Origin of the sequence: Streptomyces sp. NPDC091289 (assembly GCF_044757365.1) — a bacterium.
In the GTDB taxonomy this organism is placed as follows: Bacteria; Actinomycetota; Actinomycetes; order Streptomycetales; family Streptomycetaceae; genus Streptomyces.
This window is the reverse complement of record NZ_JBIVUT010000013.1, coordinates 29,246-48,028: the sequence shown is the minus strand read 5'-3', so window position 1 is coordinate 48,028 and position 18,783 is coordinate 29,246. Positions and strand designations below refer to the sequence as shown.

Annotated in this window: 20 protein-coding genes; 9 read left to right on the top strand and 11 right to left on the bottom strand. The window is 73.7% G+C overall.

Annotated features, from left to right (window positions below; translation table 11 throughout):
• Positions 1–81 precede the first annotated feature (81 nt).
• Complete coding sequence (locus tag ACIQPT_RS18755) at positions 82–840, bottom strand: GntR family transcriptional regulator (RefSeq protein WP_401156993.1); 759 nt, start codon at positions 838–840, stop codon at positions 82–84.
• Between the two features lie 130 nt (positions 841–970).
• Between ACIQPT_RS18755 and ACIQPT_RS18750 the strand changes: the two genes are divergently transcribed.
• Positions 971–1,990 carry a Gfo/Idh/MocA family oxidoreductase gene (locus ACIQPT_RS18750; RefSeq protein ID WP_401156992.1) on the top strand — a complete coding sequence of 340 codons (1,020 nt, stop codon included), beginning with the start codon at positions 971–973 and terminating at the stop codon, positions 1,988–1,990.
• Between the two features lie 73 nt (positions 1,991–2,063).
• On the opposite strand, the gene ACIQPT_RS18745 is transcribed toward ACIQPT_RS18750, so the two are convergent.
• From ACIQPT_RS18745 to ACIQPT_RS18735, 3 genes are all read right to left on the bottom strand, one after another.
• Positions 2,064–3,236, bottom strand: a complete 1,173-nt coding sequence (locus ACIQPT_RS18745; RefSeq protein WP_401156991.1) for a cytochrome P450 — start codon at positions 3,234–3,236, stop codon at positions 2,064–2,066.
• A gap of 36 nt (positions 3,237–3,272) precedes the next feature.
• On the bottom strand, positions 3,273–4,022 hold the full coding sequence (locus tag ACIQPT_RS18740; protein ID WP_401156990.1) for a response regulator: 750 nt from the start codon (positions 4,020–4,022) through the stop codon (positions 3,273–3,275).
• A 115-nt stretch (positions 4,023–4,137) separates the two neighbouring features.
• On the bottom strand, positions 4,138–5,358 hold the full coding sequence (locus tag ACIQPT_RS18735) for a sensor histidine kinase (protein WP_401156989.1): 1,221 nt from the start codon (positions 5,356–5,358) through the stop codon (positions 4,138–4,140).
• A 145-nt stretch (positions 5,359–5,503) separates the two neighbouring features.
• On the opposite strand from ACIQPT_RS18735, the gene ACIQPT_RS18730 reads away from it, so the two are divergent.
• Positions 5,504–5,707, top strand: coding sequence for a hypothetical protein (locus tag ACIQPT_RS18730; RefSeq protein ID WP_401156988.1), 204 nt, complete (start codon positions 5,504–5,506; stop codon positions 5,705–5,707).
• 15 nt (positions 5,708–5,722) lie between these two features.
• On the opposite strand, the gene ACIQPT_RS18725 is transcribed toward ACIQPT_RS18730, so the two are convergent.
• Positions 5,723–6,664, bottom strand: coding sequence for a DMT family transporter (locus ACIQPT_RS18725; RefSeq protein WP_401157150.1), 942 nt, complete (start codon positions 6,662–6,664; stop codon positions 5,723–5,725).
• 241 nt (positions 6,665–6,905) lie between these two features.
• Between ACIQPT_RS18725 and ACIQPT_RS18720 the strand changes: the two genes are divergently transcribed.
• From ACIQPT_RS18720 to ACIQPT_RS18710, 3 genes are all read left to right on the top strand, one after another.
• A complete protein-coding gene (locus tag ACIQPT_RS18720) occupies positions 6,906–7,547 on the top strand; it encodes a TetR/AcrR family transcriptional regulator (RefSeq protein ID WP_401156987.1) in 642 nt (213 codons plus the stop codon).
• Between the two features lie 137 nt (positions 7,548–7,684).
• Positions 7,685–8,440, top strand: a complete 756-nt coding sequence (locus ACIQPT_RS18715; protein WP_401156986.1) for an SDR family NAD(P)-dependent oxidoreductase — start codon at positions 7,685–7,687, stop codon at positions 8,438–8,440.
• A gap of 171 nt (positions 8,441–8,611) precedes the next feature.
• Positions 8,612–9,442 (top strand): aldo/keto reductase, encoded by an 831-nt coding sequence (locus ACIQPT_RS18710; RefSeq protein ID WP_401156985.1) that lies wholly within the window; start codon positions 8,612–8,614, stop codon positions 9,440–9,442.
• Between the two features lie 13 nt (positions 9,443–9,455).
• Here the strand turns inward: ACIQPT_RS18710 and ACIQPT_RS18705 are convergent, their stop codons facing one another.
• The 3 genes from ACIQPT_RS18705 to allB form a co-directional block, all read right to left on the bottom strand.
• Positions 9,456–9,779 carry a putative quinol monooxygenase gene (locus ACIQPT_RS18705; RefSeq protein ID WP_401156984.1) on the bottom strand — a complete coding sequence of 108 codons (324 nt, stop codon included), beginning with the start codon at positions 9,777–9,779 and terminating at the stop codon, positions 9,456–9,458.
• A gap of 181 nt (positions 9,780–9,960) precedes the next feature.
• Positions 9,961–11,082, bottom strand: coding sequence for an allantoicase (alc, locus tag ACIQPT_RS18700; RefSeq protein WP_401156983.1), 1,122 nt, complete (start codon positions 11,080–11,082; stop codon positions 9,961–9,963).
• A gap of 25 nt (positions 11,083–11,107) precedes the next feature.
• Positions 11,108–12,451 (bottom strand): allantoinase AllB, encoded by a 1,344-nt coding sequence (gene allB / locus ACIQPT_RS18695; protein WP_401156982.1) that lies wholly within the window; start codon positions 12,449–12,451, stop codon positions 11,108–11,110.
• Between the two features lie 365 nt (positions 12,452–12,816).
• Between allB and ACIQPT_RS18690 the strand changes: the two genes are divergently transcribed.
• Positions 12,817–13,620 (top strand): IclR family transcriptional regulator, encoded by an 804-nt coding sequence (locus tag ACIQPT_RS18690; RefSeq protein WP_401156981.1) that lies wholly within the window; start codon positions 12,817–12,819, stop codon positions 13,618–13,620.
• Positions 13,621–13,812: 192 nt separating this feature from the next.
• Here the strand turns inward: ACIQPT_RS18690 and ACIQPT_RS18685 are convergent, their stop codons facing one another.
• Together ACIQPT_RS18685 and ACIQPT_RS18680 are read right to left on the bottom strand one after the other, a co-directional pair.
• Positions 13,813–14,493 carry an ABC transporter ATP-binding protein gene (locus ACIQPT_RS18685; RefSeq protein WP_401156980.1) on the bottom strand — a complete coding sequence of 227 codons (681 nt, stop codon included), beginning with the start codon at positions 14,491–14,493 and terminating at the stop codon, positions 13,813–13,815.
• The gene (locus ACIQPT_RS18680; protein WP_401156979.1) at positions 14,490–15,572 is read right to left on the bottom strand and encodes an ABC transporter permease; all 1,083 of its coding nucleotides are present in this window, start codon (positions 15,570–15,572) and stop codon (positions 14,490–14,492) included. The genes ACIQPT_RS18685 and ACIQPT_RS18680 overlap by 4 nt, the downstream gene beginning before the upstream one ends.
• A 110-nt stretch (positions 15,573–15,682) precedes the next feature.
• On the opposite strand from ACIQPT_RS18680, the gene ACIQPT_RS18675 reads away from it, so the two are divergent.
• Together ACIQPT_RS18675 and ACIQPT_RS18670 are read left to right on the top strand one after the other, a co-directional pair.
• Positions 15,683–16,882: a sensor histidine kinase gene (locus ACIQPT_RS18675; protein ID WP_401156978.1), complete on the top strand. Its 1,200-nt coding sequence runs from the start codon at positions 15,683–15,685 to the stop codon at positions 16,880–16,882.
• Positions 16,879–17,532, top strand: a complete 654-nt coding sequence (locus ACIQPT_RS18670) for a response regulator (RefSeq protein ID WP_401156977.1) — start codon at positions 16,879–16,881, stop codon at positions 17,530–17,532. Before ACIQPT_RS18675 ends, ACIQPT_RS18670 begins: the two co-directional genes overlap by 4 nt.
• Before the next feature lie 18 nt (positions 17,533–17,550).
• Here ACIQPT_RS18670 and ACIQPT_RS18665 read toward each other — a convergent pair whose 3' ends face one another.
• Positions 17,551–17,853, bottom strand: coding sequence for a DUF5955 family protein (locus ACIQPT_RS18665; protein ID WP_401157149.1), 303 nt, complete (start codon positions 17,851–17,853; stop codon positions 17,551–17,553).
• Between the two features lie 202 nt (positions 17,854–18,055).
• Here ACIQPT_RS18665 and ACIQPT_RS18660 point away from each other — a divergent pair, with 202 nt between their 5' ends.
• On the top strand, positions 18,056–18,685 hold the full coding sequence (locus tag ACIQPT_RS18660) for an NTP transferase domain-containing protein (RefSeq protein WP_401156976.1): 630 nt from the start codon (positions 18,056–18,058) through the stop codon (positions 18,683–18,685).
• Positions 18,686–18,783: the final 98 nt, after the last annotated feature.

Below are 18,783 nucleotides of genomic sequence, written 5' to 3'. Positions count from 1 at the left end.
CCCTGGGCACAGGAACCTCACGGGTGCGGCCGACACCACCGCAACGGTTCCGTCCTCAAACGCCGGACGGGCTGGATGGGCTCAGGTGCGGACCAGGAGCTGGAACTCGAAGGCGTACCGGTCCGCCCGGTAGACGTGCGAGCCGAATTCGACCACCCGGCCGGTGTCGTCGTACGTGGTGCGTTCCATCGTGAGCAGCGGCGCCCCCACCGGCTCCCCCAGCGCCCGCGCCTGCCGCGCGTCCGCGGCGCAGGCGCCCACCGACTGGCGGGCGCTGTGCAGCATGATGCCCGAGGCGCGCATCAGCCGGTAGAGGCCGGTGGCCTCCAGCTCCTCGGTGAGCAGGGGCAGCAGCCCGGGGGGCAGATGGTTGCGCAGGAGGGCCACCGGTTCGCCATGGGCGCTGCGCAGCCGCTCCACCAGGTGGACCTCGCTGCCCTCGGCGACGCCGAGCGCCGCCGCGACCTCCGCGGTGGCCGGTTCCACCGTGTTGCGCAGGACGCCGGTGGCGGGGCGCTGGCCGGCCGCCTCCAGGTCGTCGTAGAGCGAGCTGAGCTCCAGCGGGCGGCGGACCTGGCTGTGGACGACCTGGGTGCCGACTCCCCGGCGACGCACCATCAGGCCCTTGTCGACGAGCGACTGGATGGCCTGGCGGACGGTCGGCCGGGAGAGGCCGAGGCGGGCGGCGAGGTCGATCTCGTTCCCGAGCAGGGCGCCGGGGGCCAGCCGGCCCTGTTCCACGGCGGCCTCCAGCTGCTGTGCCAGCTGGAAGTAGAGCGGCACCGGGCTGGTGCGGTCCACGCTCAGCGGCAGCGGCCGGTCGGTTCCTTGTGCGGTCACGGGGCGAGCGTAGTTCGCTTGTCCGGACAAAGCCATGGCACACCGGGGCGGGAACCGCCGATCGATGCGGCCGCCATTTGTCAGGACAAACGCTTGACATGACGACCGGGCGAACGTCACCTTGGGGCCCATGCGCATCGGACTGATCGGAACGGGACGGATCGGCACCTTTCATGCGGAGGTGCTGAGCCGTCACCCCGCCGTGGACGCCCTGCTGCTGGCCGACGTGGACCCGGAGCGGGCGGCCGGCGCCGCCGCACGGACGGGGGCGACGGCCGTCGCGGTGGACGGCCTGTTCACCGGGGAGGGTGCGGCCGGGGGCCCGCCCGACGCCGTGGTGATCTGCTCGGCGACCTCGGCCCACGCCGCGCTCATCGCCCGGGCCGCCCGCGCCGGACTGCCCGTCTTCTGCGAGAAGCCGATCGCCCTGGACCTGCCCGGCACCCTGGCCGCGCTCGCGGAGGTCGAGGCGGCGGGCAGCGTTCTCCAGCTCGGTTTCATGCGGCGCTTCGACGCCGGGTACGGCGAGGCGAGGGCCGCCGTACGGGAGGGGAGGCTCGGCCGGCTGCACACCGTGCGGGCGGTCACCTCCGACCCGGTCCCGCCGCCCGCCGCCTACCTTCCGCTCTCCGGCGGGCTGTACCGCGACTGTCTGGTCCACGACTTCGACATCCTGCGCTGGGTCACGGGGAGCGAGGTGGCCGAGGTGTACGCCACCGGCTCGGACGCCGGGCCCGCGATGTTCCGGGAGGCCGGGGACGTGGACACGGCCGCCGTTCTGCTCACCCTCGACGACGGGACGCTCGCCATCGCCACCGCGACCCGGTGCAACGGCGCCGGGTACGACGTACGGATGGAGCTGGCCGGCGAGCTGGACCAGATCGCCGTCGGCCTGGACGACCGTACGCCGCTGACCTCGGCCGAGCCCGGGGGCCCCGGCGCCCCGGCGAAGCCCTGGCCGGGGTTCCTGGAACGGTTCGCCCCGGCGTACGAGGCGGAGCTGGACGCGTTCCTGCGCGTGGTCCGCGGCGAGCTGGCCAATCCGTGCGACGGGCGGGAGGCCCTGCACGCCCTGCGGATCGCCGAGGCGTGCGAGGTCTCCCGCCGTGAACGCCGGCCGGTGGCGATGGCCGAGATCCCCGGCGGCTGAGCCGAAGTCAGGCCGCGCTGCGCCGCTGCCGCTACCGCGCTGCGCGGCGACACAGGAGAGGTCGCGGCGCACCTCACCAGCGCAGCGGCAGCCCCCGCGCTCCGCGCATCAGCAGACCGGGCAGCCAGTCCAGCTCGCCGCCGGACGGGTCGCGGGCGAGGTCCGGGCAGCGTTCCAGGAGGGCGCCGATCGCGATGCGGGCCTCCATCCGGGCGAGCGGCGCGCCCAGGCAGTAGTGCACACCGTGGCCGAAGCCCAGATGCCCCTGGGGCTCCCGGCGGATGTCGAAGGTGTCCGGGGCGGGGAAGCGGCCGGGGTCGCGGTCGGCGGAGGCCAGTCCGACGAGGACCGCCTCGTCTCTCGGGATCACGGTGTCGCCGATCGTCACCGGCTCCCGGGTGAAGCGGAAGGTCGCGGTCTCCACCGGCCCGTCGTATCGCAGCATCTCCTCCACCGCGTTGTCGAGCAGCCCCGGGTCGGCGCGCAGCAGGGCGAGCTGGTCGGGGTGGTCGAGCAGGGCCCGGACCCCGTTGGCGATCAGATTGACGGTGGTCTCGTGTCCGGCGACCAGCAACACGAAGGCCATGCCGACCAGTTCGGCGGAGGAGAGGCTGTCGCCGCCCTCGTCCCGGGCCCGGATCAGCGCGCTCAGCAGGTCCTCGCCCGGTGAGCGGCGTTTGTCCTCGATGAGGTCGACGAGATAGGCGCTCATCGCCCCGACCGGGTCGGCCTCCCGCTGCTCCGGGGTGGGCGTGACGATGCCGTTCGAGAGCGCCCGGAAGGCGTCCCGGTCGATGTCCGGGACGCCGAGGAGTTCACAGATGACGGTCATCGGCAGCGGGAAGGCGAGCGCGTCCACCAGGTCCGCGGAGCCCAGGGGCACCATGGCGTCCAGGAGCTGTGCGGTGACCTCGGTGATGCGCGGACGCAGCGCCTCGATGCGCCGGGGGGTGAACTCGCGGACGACGAGCCGGCGCAGCCGGGTGTGGTGCGGGGCGTCCAGCTCCAGCATGTTGGCGCTGAGCATGGCATCGGACTCGGTCCAACGCCCGCTGGTCCGCCAGTCCTTGCCGAACCGCTGGTCGGCGAGGGCGGCGCGGGCCTCCTCGTATCCGACGATCAGCCAGATGCGCTCCATCTCCTCGGTGCGCACGGTGTGCACCGGCCCTTCGGCGCGCAGCTTCGTGTAGTACGGATAGGGGTCGACGGTGAAGTCCGGCAGGTTCCGCAGATCGAGCACGGCCATGGTGGTCAGCTCCTCTTCCGTTCCGGTCCACTCCGGTCAGCGTAGGCCGCCTCCGCCTTCCCCATCCGTGTCGAGGAGGCCCGCATCGTGGACCAACAGCGCGATCTGGACACGGTTGTTGAGTTCGAGTTTGGCGAGAATCCGTGAGACATGGGTCTTGACGGTCGCGACGCTGAGGTAGAGGGAGCCCGCGATCTCCGCGTTGGATCCGCCGCGTCCGACGGCGACGGCGACGGCCTTCTCCCGCTCGGCGAGCTGGTCGAAACGTCTGCGTGCGCGGTCGGCACGGCCGGCCCGGTCGTCGGGTCCGCCGCCCGCGGCACGGGCCATCAACTGACGGGTGACGGCGGGCGAGAGCACCGGGTCCCCGGCGGCGACCCGGCGGACCGAGTCGACGATCCGGGCCGGCGGGGTGTCTTTCAGGACGAATCCGGCGGCCCCGGCCCGGATGGCCCGGAGCACCTGTTCGTCCGCGTGGAAGGTGGTGAGGACCACGACTTCGGGAGCCCCGGGCCGGCGGCGCAGCCGCTCGGTCGCGGTGAGACCGTCCATGACCGGCATCCGGATGTCCATCAGGACGACGTCGGGGCGCAGTCGCTCGACCAGCTCCTCGACCTCGTCGCCGTCCGCGCCCTCCCCGACGATGTCGATGTCCTCGTCGCCGCCGAGCATCAGGGTCAGCCCGGCCCGGACCAGTGGGTCGTCGTCGACGATCAGCAGCCGGACGGGCCGGCCGGGCGGGGGTGCGGAGGACGCCGGGGGTGTCGGGGACGCCGGGGTGTTCATGACGGCCACCGTAACGAGCCGGGGCGGGGAGCCCACAGGGCGGGCGTCCGGGCGGGCGTCGCGGCTGCGGGCATGCGGGCGGACGTCACCGCGGCCTGCGTCGCACCCGCGGGCGTCACGCGGCGGGCCACGGCAGCCGGGCCCGGACCGCGAAGCCGCCGTCCTCCGTCGGGCCGTGCTCCAGCGCGCCGCCGGCCAGCGTGGCGCGTTCCGTGAGGCCGATGAGCCCCTGGCCGGAGCCGGGGACCCGTTCGAAGGGTTCGGTGGGGGCGGGGTTCTCCACCCCGACGGTGAGGCCCTCGCCGGGGCCGCCCGTCACGGTGAGGGTGACCTCGGCGCCGGGTGCGTGCTTGCGGGCGTTGGTCAGGCACTCCTGCACGATCCGGTAGACCGTGCGGCCGGTGGCGGCGGGGGCGTCCTGGGGGTCGGCGACCCGGTTGTCGACGGTGACCTTCATGCCCGCGAGCCGGGACTCGGCGACGAGGGCGTCCAGGGTGGCGAGGGTGGGCTGCGGCCGGTCGCCCTCGTCGGTGTCGGCGGGCCCGCGCAGGACGCCGATGATCTCGCGGAGGTCCTGGAGAGCCTCGTGGGCGCTGTCCCGGATGACGCCGGCGGCCCGGCCGACCTCGGCGGCGGGGGCGTCGGGCCGGAATTCGAGGGCCCCGGCGTGCACGCTGAGGAGGGTCAGCCGGTGGGCCAGGACGTCGTGCATCTCGCGCGCGATGGCTTCCCGGGCCAGGCGCTGGGCCTGCTCGGCGCGCAGCTCCGCCTCGGCCTCGGCGCGGCGGGCCCGTTCCCGGAGGGTGACGACGAGCTGGCGCCGGGAGCGTACGACCATGCCCCAGCTGAGCACCAGCAGGACCAGCAGGACCCCGATGATGGTCGAGGCGACGTAGGAGGTCGCCGGGTCGGGGCGCAGGAAGGGCTGGAGGGGTGTGACGGCCAGGGCGCCCGCGCCGACGATCGCCACGGGCCTGAAGGGCCGGTGGACGGCCAGACTGAAGAGGGCCACCATCAGCGCGCCCGCCGCCACGGGTTCGATGATGGAGACGGCGGTCAGCACGGCGGCGAGTGCGACGGGCCAGCGCCGCCGGACCCAGAGCGCGCAGCAGGCCGCGGCCCCGACCACCGAGTCCACGATCACGACGACGTCCGCCGTGGTCTCGTCGGCCTCGATCGCGGCGAGGACCAGCAGGCCGAACCCCGCGGCGCAGAGGAAGACCGTGATGTCGACGACCCAGTCCCGTACGGTCCGCCGCGTCCGGGCCCGGTCGTCGGGCAGCCCGGGATCGGCCATCGCCGAGGGGAGCAGCCAGCGGTACTCGGTGCGCGTCATATCGACAAAGTTACGCAGCGAGGCGTCCCGGAGGGGCGTCGCGGGGCCAGGCGGCGACCAAAGTCGTACGGCCCGCTACTTTCGGCGCGGCGGACGGGACCGGTGGCCGACGCGGCGGGCCCGGGCCGGGCGGGAGGCTCGGCCCATGAAGAAAATCGTCGAGACGATCGGGTTCCTCGTCTTCGCCCAGGGTGTGGGCGGGCTGCTGTACGAGTGGACGGGCTGGTTCCGGCTGTGGACGGTGGTGCGGCACATCGACTTTCTCAGCGACCGCATGCTGTTCGTCAACATCGTGCTGATCGTGACGGGCACGGCCGTGATGATCGCCGCGGACTCGATCAAGAACTGACCGGCAGGACACCCCCTACGCCGCCCCGGCGCGCTCCCGGTCCGCGCCCCGCCTGCCCCACGCGGTGCCCGCCAGGACGAGGACGGCCCCGACCACCCCCAGCGCACCGAGCCGTTCCCCTCCCAGGCTGATGCCGACGGCGGCGGCCCACAGCGGTTCCGTACCGAGCAGCAGGCTGACCCGGGACGGCGAGGTGCGGCGCACGGACCACATCTGCACGAAGAACGCGAACAGCGTGCAGAACACCGAGAGGAAGACCAGGCCCGCCCACTCCCGGGCGCCGAAGTCCGCCGCCGCGCTCCACGGCGAGGCGCCGGTGCCCGGGACGGCGGCGAGGACCGCGAAGACGGCGACCGCGCCGCCGAGCTGGACCGTGGTCAGGGAGAGCGAGTCGGCGTCCTGGACCGCCTTGATCCGGGCCATCGCCAGGACGTGGACGGTCCGGGCGAGGGCGGCGAGCAGCATCAGCAGATCACCGGTCGAGGGGCTGGTGAATCCGCCGCTCTGGGTCAGCAGGACCACTCCGGCGACGGAGAGCCCGGCCGCGGCGACGAATCCGGCCGACGGGCGGACCCGGGTCACGGCGGCCTCGGCCAGCGGTGTGAAGATCATGGTGAGGCTGATGATCAGGCCGGCGTTGGTGGCGGAGGTGTGCACCACCCCGTACGTCTCCAGCAGGAAGATCCCGCTCAGCACCAGGCCCAGCAGCCCGGCGCCCCGCCACTGCGCGCCGGTCAGCGCACGCAGCTTGCGCCAGCCGGTCGCCACGAGCACCGGCAGCACGATCGCGAAGCGCAGGACGAGCACGGCGATGACGGTGTGGGTGGTGGTGATGCCCTTGGCCGCGAGGTAGCTGGCTCCCCAGACGACGGCGACGGCCAGCACGGGCAGATCGGTGACCCAGGCGCGGCGCGGGGGCGAGACGCTCCCGAGGGCGGGCACGGCGGCAGCGGACACCTGGTTCTCCTGGATCTCCACGGAACGTGTTGTGGAGACCTCACCGGCTCGCACGCGAAGTGATCACGCTACCCGGAGGGCTCCTGGAAAAGGAACACCTGTCTCAACGGTCGGATCCCTCCCGGGTATCACCCGTGGTCAGGGGCGGTCGGGCCGTTCGGCCGGGCGACGGAGGGTCCGTCGACCACGCCGCCGCTCCCTAGACTGACGCCTCGATAACTCTGAGGCACGGAGTGGTCACATGGCGTCGGTAAGAGCGGACGGACGGGTCGAGCGGGGGAACCAGACCCGGCAGCTGATTCTGGGACGGGCGGTGCAGATCGCCTCGGTCGAAGGGCTGGAGGGCCTGTCGCTGGGGCGGCTGGCCACCGAGCTGGGACTGAGCAAGAGCGGGGTGTTCGCCCTCTTCGGCTCGAAGGAGGGGCTCCAGCTGGCCACCGTACGGGGGGCGGTGGCCATGTACGTCGACCATGTACTGCGCCCCACCCGGTCGGTGCCGCCGGGGCTCGGGCGGGTCTGGCGGCTGTGCGAGGCGTGGATCGCGTACTCCCGCGAGCGGGTGTTCCGGGGCGGCTGCTTCTTCTACGCCGCCACCGCCGAGTTCGACGCCCGCAGCGGCCGGGTGCACGACGCCCTGGCGTCCGCGCAGACGGGCTGGGTCACCTTCGTCGAGGAGACGATCGAGGAGGCCAGGTCCACCGGGGAGCTGGCCGGGGACACCGACGTGTGCCAGCTGGCGTTCGAGGTGATCGCGCTGCTGGAGCTGGCCAACGCCGAGTCGGTGCTCCAGAACAACAACCTCGGCTACGACAAGGCGGCGCGGGCCATCCTGGGCCGCCTGCGGGCGGCGGCGACCGACCCCGCACGGCTGCCTTTACGGTAGGCGGCGCGGGCGGACGCGCGGGCTCCGGGGCTCCGGCGGCCGTGGGTGTCCGATACCCGCCGGTGCGCGGGGGTCCGCGCGCGTTTGCTGGGGGAAGCCGTCGGAGCGACGGCTTCCCCATCGGCAAGGAACCAGCCATGTCCAGCACCCTTCCCACCACCGTCGTGTCCCGCGCCGCCCTGGTCACCGGCGGCAGCCGGGGCATCGGCGCCGCGATCGCGCTGCGGCTCGCCCAGGACGGCGCGGACGTCGCCGTCACCTATGTACGGGACGAGGAGGCGGCCCGTGCGGTCGTCGCGAAGATCGAGGGCTTCGGCCGCCGGGGCGTCGCCCTGCGCTGCGACGCGGCGGACACCGACGCCTCCGCCGACGCCGTGCACCGGGCGGCGGACGCGCTCGGCCGGCTCGACATCCTGGTCAACAACGCGGGCATCGGCGTCCTCGGCCCGATCTCCGCGCTCACCGCGCCGGAGGTGGACCGGACGCTGGCGGTGAACGTGCGCGCGGTCTTCCTCGCCTGCCGGGCGGCGGCGGAGCGGCTGGCGGACGGTGGCCGCATCGTCTCCGTGGGCTCCGCCCTGAGCCGGTACGTGGGCGGGCCCGGCTCCGCCCTCTACGGGCTCAGCAAGTCCGCCCTGGTCGGGCTGACCAAGCCGCTCGCCCGGGAGCTGGGGCCGCGCGGCATCACGGTCAACCTGATCCAGCCGGGGCCCGTGGACACCGATCTCAACCCGGCCGACGGGCCGTTCGCCGAGGGCCAGCGCGCGGCGACCGCCCTGGGCCGGTTCGGCAGCGCGGAGGAGGTCGCCTCGCTCGTCGCGTACCTCACGAGCGCGGAGGCGGGCTTCATCACGGGCACGGAGGTCGTCGTGGACGGCGGCCACGCGGCCTGAGCGGCGGCGCACCCCGGGACGCGCCGGTCCCTCACCCGGCGCGCTCCCCCGGTCCGCCGCGTGGCGCTCCCCCGGCCGCTCCCCCGGCGGCCCCGTCCGGCCTGCCCCTTCCCGGCCGCGCCCCTACGCTGGCCGGGACGGGGCAGCGACGGGAAGGACGGGACCCAGCACATGTCCGGCACACCGGTTCACACGCTCAACGACGGCACACGGCTCCCCGCGGTGGGGCTCGGCACCTATCCGCTGGACGACGCGGCGGCCGAGGAGGCCGTCGCCGGGGCCCTGGAGCTGGGCTACCGGCTGGTCGACACGGCCCTCAACTACGGCAACGAGAGCGGCACCGGCCGGGGCATCGCCCGCAGCGGCGTCCCCCGCGAGGAGGTCCTCCTCACCACGAAGGTGCCCGGCCGGCACCAGGGGTACGAGGAGACGCTCGCCTCGTTCGAGGAGTCACGGGCCCGGCTGGGCGTCGAGTACGTCGACCTCTATCTGATCCACTGGCCGCTCCCCCGCGTCGACCGGTACGTGGACACCTGGAAGGCGATGATCCGGCTCCGCGAGGACGGTCTCGTCCGCTCCATCGGCGTCTCCAACTTCACCGCCGCGCACCTGGAGCGGCTGGAGCGGGAGACGGGTGTGCTGCCCTCGGTGAACCAGATCGAGATGCATCCGCTGCTCCCGCAGGAGGAGTTGCGGGCGGTGCACGCGGCGAAGGGCATCGTCACGGAGAGCTGGAGCCCGCTGGCCCGGGGCCGGGAGGTGCTGGAGGATCCCTCGACCGTGGCGATCGCCGAGGACCACGGGGTGAGCCCCGGCCAGGTGGTGCTGCGCTGGCACACCCAGCTGGGCGCGGTGCCGATCCCGAAGTCGGCGGATCCGGGCCGGCAGCGCGGGAACCTCGATCTGTTCGGGTTCGAGCTGACGGCGCAGGAGCTGACGACGATCGCGTCCGGGCGGCAGCGGCGGTTCGGCGGCGACCCGGAGTCCCACGAGGAGTTCTAGGAAGACTCCCTGGTCACCGGTTGCGCGGGGTGACCTCCGCCATCCGGGACCAGCCGGTGCCCTCCGTCTCTACGTTGATGATCTCGGGGACCTCGGCCACCAGCTCCGACATCGTCGCGATCGCCGCCTTGAAGTGGTCGGAGTTCACATGTGCCTCGCCCGCCGCCGCGTCGGCGAAGGCCTCCAGCAGAACGAACTCGTTGGGGTTCTCCACGCTGTGCGACCAGTCGAAGAAGAGGTTGCCGGGCTCAGCGCGGGTGGCGACGGTGAAGCTGTCCAGCCGGGTGAGCCACGCGTCGGGGTCGAGGGCGGTGAACTTGACGGCGATGAAGATCATGGGGGGGCTCCTGGTCGGGGCGTCGGCATACCGGAAACGACGGAAGGCGCGGCGCGCACGGCCCTCAGGCCTGCTCGCCGCACCTCGACCAGGGTGACACACCCTCACGTAACGGGACCGGCCGGGCACACCGCGATCCCCCTGCGACCGCGGTGTGCCCGACTCCGTCGGTCTCTTCGGGTCAGCCGCCGAGCTCCCGGTGACGGGCCGCCAGTGCGGCGGCGCCCTCGTCGGTGAGCGATCCGAACAGCCGGAGCCGTGAGATGCCGCCGTCCGGGAAGATGTCGATCCGTACGTGGGTGGCCCGGACGGTCCCGTCCAGGACGAAGCGGTGGTTGGTGTCGGGCTGGAGGCGGGTCCGGGGCAGGAGCTCCGTCCAGTCGCCGCCCTCGCCGTCCCGCGCCGAGAGGCTCGCCCAGCCGGCGGAGTTGCCCTTGAGGTAGGCGGTGTCGATCTCGACGGCCCGGATCCCGGACTGCGCGGCGAGGCGGTAGTGGATCCAGTCGTTGCCCCGGTCGCGCCGGCGGCGGGTCTCCCAGCCGTCGTCCATCTTGCGCGAGCGGCCCGGCTGGATGGTGTTGGTGGCCGGGGAGTAGAAGCGGTCGGAGGCGTCCTCGACCTGGCCGCCGTTCTCCAGGGCCGCGAGGTCGAACGTACCGAGCGCGGCGAGCCAGGCGGGGTCCGGGGCGACCTCTCCGTACACGCGCAGCCGGGCGATCCCGCCGTCCGGGTGCTGGTTGACCCGCAGGTGGGTGAAGCGCTGCTCGGCGTCGACGGCGAAGCCGTTGGCCGCGTGGCCGCCGACCGCCGTACGGGGGACGAGCGTCGTCCACTTCACGTCGGGGGCGAGGAGGTCCTCGGGGGACGGGGAGCCGGGCAGGGACACCGCCTCGACGGAGACCGCCTGCGGGTAGTTGCCGCGGAAGTGGGCGGTGTCCAGGACGATGCCCCGGATGACGCCGGGTGCGCCGAGGCGGACGAGGGCCCAGTCGTGGTCGTCGGCGGTGGGGTGCGGTTCGGCGGCGCTGACCCCGCGCCGGCGGCGGGTCTCCCAGCCGTCCATGATCTTGCCCTTGTGGCCGAAGTGCTCCGGGTCGAAGACGGCGGGCCCGGTCTTCAGGAGGTTCTCGCGCTCGGCGAAGAACTCGTCGTTGGCGGCGATGACGCCCGCGCCGAGGCGGCGGTCGGCCAGGTCGACGAGGTGGGTGAAGGGGAAGTCGGCGGTGCGGTGGTCGGCGTACGGGTCGCCGCCCGCGTAGGGGGCGGCGTCTCCGGTGAAGCGCGGTATCGCGGCGTCCGTCATGGTCGGGAGGTCCTTTCGGGAACGGTCAGTGGTCGCGTTCGAGGAGGCGGCCGGTGGGCTCGGCGAGGACGCCGTCGGAGGCGATGCGGACACCGCGCAGCCAGCTGGAGCGGACCACGCCGTGCAGGGTCTTCCCGGCGTAGGCGGTGACCTGGTTGCGGTGGAAGAGCTCGGCGGGGTCGACGGTGAAGGTCGCCTCGGGGGCGAGGACCGCGAAGTCGGCGTCGCGGCCGGCCTCGATGGCGCCCTTGCGGGTCAGTCCGGCGAGTTCGGCGGGGGCGGCGGACATCCAGCGGGCGACGTCGTCGAGGGAGTGGCCGCGCCTGCGGGCCTCGGTCCAGATGGCGGGCAGGCCGAGCTGGAGGGAGGAAATGCCGCCCCAGGCGGAGGCGAAGTCCGGGGTCTTGAGGTCCGTGGTGCACGGGGAGTGGTCGCTGACGATGCAGTCGATGGTGCCGTCGGCGAGCCCGGCCCAGAGCGCGTCCTGGTTGGCGGCCTCGCGGATCGGCGGGCAGCACTTGAACTCGGTGGCCCCGTCCGGGACTTCCTCGGCGGTGAGGGTGAGGAAGTGCGGGCAGGACTCGACGGTGACGCGGACGCCTTCGCGCTTGGCGGCGGCGATCAGCGGCAGGGCGTCGCTGGAGGAGAGGTGCAGGACGTGGATCCGCGCGTTCAGCCGCTTGGCGTGGGCGATGAGCCCTTCGATCGCGGTGTTCTCGGCGTCGCGCGGGCGGGAGGCGAGGAAGTCCGCGTAGGCGGGTCCGGGGCGCTGCGGGGCCTCGGCCAGGTGGTGCGGGTCCTCGGCGTGCACGATGAGCAGTCCGCCGAAGCCGGCGATCTCCGCCATGGAGCGGGCCAGCTGCTCCTGGTCCAGCTCCGGGAACTCCTCGACGCCGGAGGGCGACAGGAAGCACTTGAAGCCGAAGACCCCGGCCTCGTACAGCGGGCGCAGGTCCTTGACGTTGGACGGGATCGCCCCGCCCCAGAAGCCGGTGTCGACGTGCGCCTTGGGGGCGGCGACCTGCTGCTTGGTCCGCAGGTTCTCGACGGTGGTGGTCGGCGGGAGGGAGTTGAGCGGCATGTCCAGGAGCGTGGTGATGCCACCGGCGGCGGCCGCGCGGGTGGCGGTCCAGAAGCCCTCCCACTCGGTGCGGCCGGGGTCGTTCACGTGAACGTGGGTGTCGACCAGGCCGGGCAGCAGGACGTCGTCGCCGAGGTCCTCCAGGCGGGCGCCCGCGGGCGCCTCGGTGTCGTACGGCAGGACCGCGTCGATCGTCCCGCCCGCGACGGCGACCGCCGCCGGGCGGGTCCCCCCGGGGGTGACGACGCGCGTCGAGCGCAGTACCAGGTTCACGTCCGGACCGGACACCCGTGCTCCTTCACTCCAGAAATGATCCACAACAAATGATCCACGACAGGAATTCAACGAACTGTTGAAGCTTCGATGGAGTCTTCACTCGGGAATCGCCCTCGTCAAGACCCCACCTTCCGCCACGGGGACCCGTCGGACCACCGCGCCAGCCGACTGGAGGTTTCCACAAAGTAAAAGTCATATTTCGAACTGCGGAACGTAGCATGAGCCAGGAGGGGCGGCTCCGAGCCGTCCGCACCGACCGGCGGCACCCGGACAAAACAGTCCCTGACCGGCACGGACGCCGGCCGGGCGACTGTGGGCCGTCCGGGAACCGCCCGGTAGGCTGCTGCCTTGCCTTCCGCTTCGAAAGGACCGTTGACGTGCCGCCGTCCCACGCCAGCACAGCCGACTCCAAGCCCTCCGGTTCCAGCGGTGGGGTGCAGTCCCTTGAGCGCGCCTTCGATCTGCTGGAGCGGATGGCCGACGCCGGGGGCGAGGTCGGGCTGAGCGAGCTGTCCGCGAGCAGCGGTCTGCCCCTGCCGACCATCCACCGGCTGATGCGCACCCTGGTCGTCTGCGGGTACGTACGCCAGCAGCCCAACCGCCGCTACGCGCTCGGCCCCCGCCTGATCCGGCTCGGCGAATCCGCCTCCCGGCTGCTGGGCACCTGGGCCCGCCCCTATCTCAGCCGACTGGTGGAGGAGACCGGCGAGACGGCGAACATGGCGCTGCTGGACGGGGACGAGATCGTGTACGTCGCCCAGGTGCCGTCCAAGCACTCCATGCGGATGTTCACCGAGGTCGGCCGCCGGGTCCTGCCGCACTCCACCGGCGTGGGCAAGGCACTCCTCGCGCACACCCCCGCCGACGAGGTCCGCGCACTCCTGGCCCGTACGGGCATGCCGGCCGCGACGGAGAAGACGATCACCACGCCGGAGGGCTTCCTCGACGCCCTGGAGCTGGTGCGCCGCGCCGGATACGCGGTGGACGACAACGAGCAGGAGATCGGGGTGCGGTGCCTCGCGGTCCCCGTGCCGAACTCCCCCACCTCCGCCGCGATCTCCATCTCGGGCCCGGCGGGACGCGTGACGGAGACGGCCACGGAGCGGATCGTGCCGATTCTCCAGCAGGTCGCGGGCGAGCTGTCCGAAGCCCTGGCGAGCAGCGGCACGAACGGCGGCTGAACCGCAGAACCGCAGAACCACTGATACGAGGAGCGGGGGGGGGGGGGGGGGGGGGGGCCCCCCCCCCCCCGGGGGGGCCCCCCCCCCCGGGGGGGGGGGGGCCCCCCCGCCCCCCCCCCCCCCCCCCCACCCCGCCGGGGGGGGGGGGGCGGGGGGCCCCCCCCCCCCCGCTCCTCGTTCCGGACCCGGCCCTCAGGTGTGCGCCGGGACCGTCAGCCGCCCGTCGTCCATCGTCACCGTGCGGTCCATCCGGTCCAGGTGGGCCAGGTCGTGCGTGACCAGCACCGTGGCGGTGGCGCGCTCCCGGGTCAGGGTGACCAGCAGGTCGAGCACGGCCGCGCCGCGCTCATGGTCGAGCGCGCTGGTCGGCTCGTCGACGAGCAGGACCGCCGGCTCGTTCATCAGGGCCCGCGCGATGTTGATCCGCTGGCGCTGACCGCCCGAGAGCTGGTGCGGCCGCCGGTGCGCCCGGTCGGCGAGACCGACCGCGTCCAGCAGTTCCAGGGCCCGGCGGCGGGCGGCGCGGGCGGAGCCGCCGGACAGATGGCGCATCACCTGGAGCTGTTCGGCGGCGGTCAGCGAGGGCAGCAGATTCGGCTGCTGGAAGACGATGCCGATGTGGTCCCGGCGCAGGGCGGCCCGGCCGGCCCGGCTCAGCCCGGCGGTCGGCGTCCCGGCCACGACGACCTCGCCGGAGTCCGGGGTGACCAGGGTGGCGGCGGCCGCGAGCAGGCTGGACTTGCCCGAGCCGGACGGTCCGACGACGGCGGTGAGCGTGCCCGGGGGCACGTCCAGCGTGACCCGGTCCAGGGCGGTGAGCCGGCCCTCGCCGTCCGGGTAGGTGAGGGTGACGTCGGTCAGGGTGAGCGTCATCGGGCACTCCCGAGTGCGGTGAGCGGGTCGACGGCGGTGATCCGCCGGATGGACAGGGCGGCCCCGAGCGCGCCGAGGGCGATCATCACGGCGGCCGGGACGAGGACGGTCGCCGCGTCCAGGACGAACGGCACGGCTCCCCCGCCGATCAGGGCGCCGGCCCCGGCTGCGAGGGCGGTGCCCAGACCCGTACCGAGGGCGAGCATCACCACGGCCTGTCCGAGGGCGTCGCGCAGGAGGTACGGGGTCGACGCGCCGAGCGCCTTCAGTACGGCGACGTCGCCGCTGCGCTGGATCGTCCAGACGGTGAAGAAGGCGCCGATGACGAGGGCGGAGATGGCGAAGAGGAAGCCGCGCATCAGCTGCAGCGAACCGTTCTCGGCCTGGTAGGAGCCGATGGCGGTGAGGGAGTCGTCGAGGGCGAGGGTGCTGGTGCCCGCCGCCTCGTCCCCGGCCGCGAGGTCGACGCCGCCGGTGGTGGTCAGGGCGATCACGGTCGCCTGTTCGGCGGGCCCGGCGCCGTCGTGGCCGATCTGCTGCCAGTCGTCGAGGGTGGTCCAGACGACGGGCGTGTGACTGTAGGCGGCGTCCCCCGCGACGGCGGCGACCTCGCGTTCGGTCCGGCCGAGCGCGATCCGGTCACCGGCGGCCGCGTCCAGCTCCTCGGCGGCCTTCTCGGAGAGCACGACCCGCCCCGGGCCGATCCCGGCCGGCCCGAGGGTGCCGTCCGGTTCGACGCCGAAGGCCGACACGGCGGCGGTCCGCTCACCGGCGGCGGTGGCGTTCAGGGTGCGGATGCCGACGGGCTGCGCGGCCTCGACCCCGGGCCGCCCGGCCCAGGCCCGCCAGTCGTCCTCCCGGACGGTCGAGTTGGTGAACGACTCCGCCTGCCCGTCCGGTGGCGCGGCGAAGGCCAGGTGGTCGGCGTCGAGCCCGGTGACGGCCGAGGTGTTCTCCCGGGCCAGGCCGGCGGTCAGGCCGGACAGCAGGCCCACGAGCAGCGTGATCAGCACCACGACCGAGCCCATGAGCGCGAACCGGCCCTTGGCGAAGCGAAGGTCTCTCCATGCGACGAACATGGCTCCAGCGTCGGCGGGCGCGGGCGGGAAAACATCGCGCGGCGGACGGGCCGGGGATCAACCTTTCGATTGACCGGCTCCGGGGAGGGCGCGGCTACGCTGGACGAACCATGGATTCGCGTTCGCACACCCACGTCACGGCAGCCCTGCGGCTCTGTCTGCACGCCCTGCTCATGGGGCTGCTGGCCCTGGTGGTGGTCCGCACGGTGAGCGAGGACGCGCCGCACACGACGGCGGTCGTGGTGGTGGCGGTGCTGTTGGCGGCCGTGTACGCGGCGGGGGCGCTCGCCTCTCCCGTACAGCCGGGAAGCCGGGCGGGGGCGGTGTGGCTGGGCGGGCTGTGGGTCCTGTGGGCCGCGTTGCTGGTGCTGTCGCCGGAGGCCCTGTGGGTGGCCTTCCCGCTCTACTTCCTCCAGCTCCACTTCCTGCCGATGCGCTGGGCGCTGCCCGCCGTCGTGGTCACCGCGGCCGCCGCGATCACCAGCTTCGTCGTGCACCGGCAGGAGATCGCGCCCGGCGCGTTCATCGGGCCGCTGATCGGCGCGGCCGTCGCCGTCGCCACCGTCCTTGGGTACGACGCGCTCTTCCGGGAGAGCGAACGGCGGCGCGAGCTCATCGTGGAGCTGGTCGCCACCCGCGCGGACCTGGCCGAGGCGGAACGCACGGCCGGGACCCTCGCGGAGCGCGAGCGCCTCGCCCGGGAGATCCACGACACGCTGGCCCAGGGCCTGTCCAGCATCCAGCTGCTGCTGCGGGCCGCCGAGCGCTCGCTGCCCGAGGACGCCCCGGCGGCCGCGCATGTGCGGGCCGCCCGTGAGGCCGCGCAGGCGAACCTGGCCGAGGCCCGTTCCTTCGTGCGCGCGCTGACACCACCGGATCTGGAGCACGGTTCGCTGGCCGCCGCGCTGGAGCGGCTCTGCGCCCGTACGACCGCACCGGACCTGACCGTACGGTTCGCGGTCAGCGGCACTCCGGTGGAGCTGCCGACGCCGTACGAGGTGGCGCTGCTACGGACCGCGCAGTCGGCGCTGGCCAACACGGTGCGCCATGCGCGGGCCGGGCGGGCGGAGATCACCCTGAGCTTCATGGACACCTCGGTGGCGCTGGACGTCGTGGACGACGGGCAGGGCTTCGACCCGTCCGGGGCGCCGGTGCACGAGCGCGGCGACGGCGGCTTCGGACTGCCGGCGATGCGGGCACGCGCCGGTTCGCTCGGCGGTGCGCTGAGCGTGGAGTCGGCGCCCGGCCAGGGCACGGCGGTGGCGGTCACGCTGCCGCTGCCCGTCACGGAAACGGAGCGTGCGGCATGAGCGTGAGCGGGGAGGCGAGCGGGGACGCGATCCGGCTGCTGCTGGCGGACGACCACCCGGTCGTGCGGGCGGGGCTGCGGGCGGTCCTGGACACCGAGCCGGACTTCCGGGTCGCCGGTGAGGCCGCCACCGCCGAGGAGGCCGTCGCCCTGGCGGCGGCGGGCGGCTTCGACGTGGTCCTGATGGACCTCCAGTTCGGTGCGGGCCTGCACGGCTCGGAGGCCACGGCGACGATCACCGCCGCACCGGACGGCCCCCGGGTCCTGATCCTCACCACGTACGACTCCGACGCGGACATCCTGGCGGCGGTCGAGGCGGGGGCGAGCGGCTATCTGCTGAAGGACGCGCCGCCGCAGGAGCTGGCGGCGGCGGTGCGCACGGCGGCGGCGGGCCGCTCGGCGCTGGCGCCGTCGGTGGCGCACCGGCTGATGGACCGGATGCGCACCCCGGCCGAGGCGCTGACCCGGCGCGAGCTGGAGGTGCTCCAGCTGGTCGGGGAGGGCCTGTCGAACCTGCAGATCAGCAAGCGGCTGTTCCTGAGCCAGGCCACGGTGAAGTCCCACCTGGTGCACATCTACGCCAAGCTGGGCGTGGACTCCCGTACGTCGGCGGTCGCGGCGGCCACGGCCCGCAGGCTCATCCGCCGCTGACGGGACGCATGGGGCCGATCAGCCGCGCGGGGGCTCCCCGAAGAGGTCCACCGCGTTGCGCACCTCGCGCAGGGCGGCGGCCACCGCGCTCACCGAGCCGATCGCCCCCGCGATCAGCAGCAGGGAACGGCGCATCCGGGGGATCTCCGGCACGCCGCTGACGGCCATCTCGTCCAGGGCCGCCAGCTCGTCCTCGGCGATCGGCCGGTCCGGGAATTCGGTCCGGAGCCCGGCCAGTTCCCGGCGGAGCCGGGAGACGGCGATCCGCAGCTCGGCCACTCTCGGGTCCTCGCCGCTGCCGGTCAGCCGCTTCTGCCCCACGCTTCGCAACACAGCACTCCCCCTCGCACGTCCTTGTGCCGGTGTGACCCCCGAATCCCGGGCGGTGGCCAAGTCCCCGGGTTCGCCCGCAAGTTAACGCCATGACAGGCAGTGCGCGCCAGCCCACGGAAAGAAATCAGGGTTACCCCTGAGGGTGACATGCGTGTCGCGTGTGCGAAGGGCTCAGTGGTATCCAGACCCCATGGTTACGGACATGACTACGAACACGCGTTCCCAGGCGAAGAACCCCAAGGTCGCGGGGGTGCTGCTGGCCGCCGGAGGGGGGCGCCGGCTCGGCGGCCGCCCGAAGGCGCTGCTGGAGCACCGGGGCCGCCCGCTGGTCGAGCACGCGGTGCGCTCCCTGCGCAACGGGGGCTGCGGCCCGCTGCATGTGGTGCTGGGCGCGGCGGCCGACGAGGTGATGGCCCGCGCGGATCTCTCCGGCTGCGCGGTCGTGGTGAACCCGGACTGGGAGGAGGGCATGGGCTCCTCGCTCCGGCTGGGCCTGGCCGCCCTGAGCGCGACGGACGCGGACGCGGCGCTCGTCCTCCTGGTCGATCAGCCGGGGATCGGGGCGGAGGCGGTGGCGCGGGTGCGTCTGGCGTACCGCTCGCGGGCGAGCCTGGCGGCCGCTTCGTACGGCGGGGAGCGGGGCCATCCGGTGCTGTTCGGGGCCGACCGGTGGACGGACATCGCGGCGGGGGCGGTGGGCGACCAGGGCGCGCGGGCATATCTGCGGGAGCACCGCGATGCGATCACGCTCGTGGAGTGTTCGGATGTGGCCGAGGCGTACGACATCGACACCTCGCAGGATCTGAAGCACCTGGAGTGACCGGAGGGACCGCTCGCCGCGAAACAGCCGAAACAGCCGGAACAGCGGGAACGGCGGGAACGGCGGGAACAGTCCGTGGCCGCGCTGGCACGCTGCGC

Coding starts and splice junctions, on each gene's coding strand:
- alc (WP_401156983.1), bottom strand. CDS start 11,082: ATGACGGACGCCGCGATACCGCGCTTCACCGGAGACGCCGCCCCCTAC.
- ACIQPT_RS18720 (WP_401156987.1), top strand. CDS start 6,906: ATGGCGTCGGTAAGAGCGGACGGACGGGTCGAGCGGGGGAACCAGACC.
- ACIQPT_RS18750 (WP_401156992.1), top strand. CDS start 971: ATGCGCATCGGACTGATCGGAACGGGACGGATCGGCACCTTTCATGCG.
- ACIQPT_RS18730 (WP_401156988.1), top strand. CDS start 5,504: ATGAAGAAAATCGTCGAGACGATCGGGTTCCTCGTCTTCGCCCAGGGT.
- ACIQPT_RS18680 (WP_401156979.1), bottom strand. CDS start 15,572: ATGTTCGTCGCATGGAGAGACCTTCGCTTCGCCAAGGGCCGGTTCGCG.
- ACIQPT_RS18675 (WP_401156978.1), top strand. CDS start 15,683: ATGGATTCGCGTTCGCACACCCACGTCACGGCAGCCCTGCGGCTCTGT.
- ACIQPT_RS18735 (WP_401156989.1), bottom strand. CDS start 5,358: ATGACGCGCACCGAGTACCGCTGGCTGCTCCCCTCGGCGATGGCCGAT.
- ACIQPT_RS18740 (WP_401156990.1), bottom strand. CDS start 4,022: ATGAACACCCCGGCGTCCCCGACACCCCCGGCGTCCTCCGCACCCCCG.
- ACIQPT_RS18710 (WP_401156985.1), top strand. CDS start 8,612: ATGTCCGGCACACCGGTTCACACGCTCAACGACGGCACACGGCTCCCC.
- ACIQPT_RS18685 (WP_401156980.1), bottom strand. CDS start 14,493: ATGACGCTCACCCTGACCGACGTCACCCTCACCTACCCGGACGGCGAG.
- ACIQPT_RS18670 (WP_401156977.1), top strand. CDS start 16,879: ATGAGCGTGAGCGGGGAGGCGAGCGGGGACGCGATCCGGCTGCTGCTG.
- ACIQPT_RS18715 (WP_401156986.1), top strand. CDS start 7,685: ATGTCCAGCACCCTTCCCACCACCGTCGTGTCCCGCGCCGCCCTGGTC.
- ACIQPT_RS18705 (WP_401156984.1), bottom strand. CDS start 9,779: ATGATCTTCATCGCCGTCAAGTTCACCGCCCTCGACCCCGACGCGTGG.
- ACIQPT_RS18745 (WP_401156991.1), bottom strand. CDS start 3,236: ATGGCCGTGCTCGATCTGCGGAACCTGCCGGACTTCACCGTCGACCCC.
- ACIQPT_RS18660 (WP_401156976.1), top strand. CDS start 18,056: ATGGTTACGGACATGACTACGAACACGCGTTCCCAGGCGAAGAACCCC.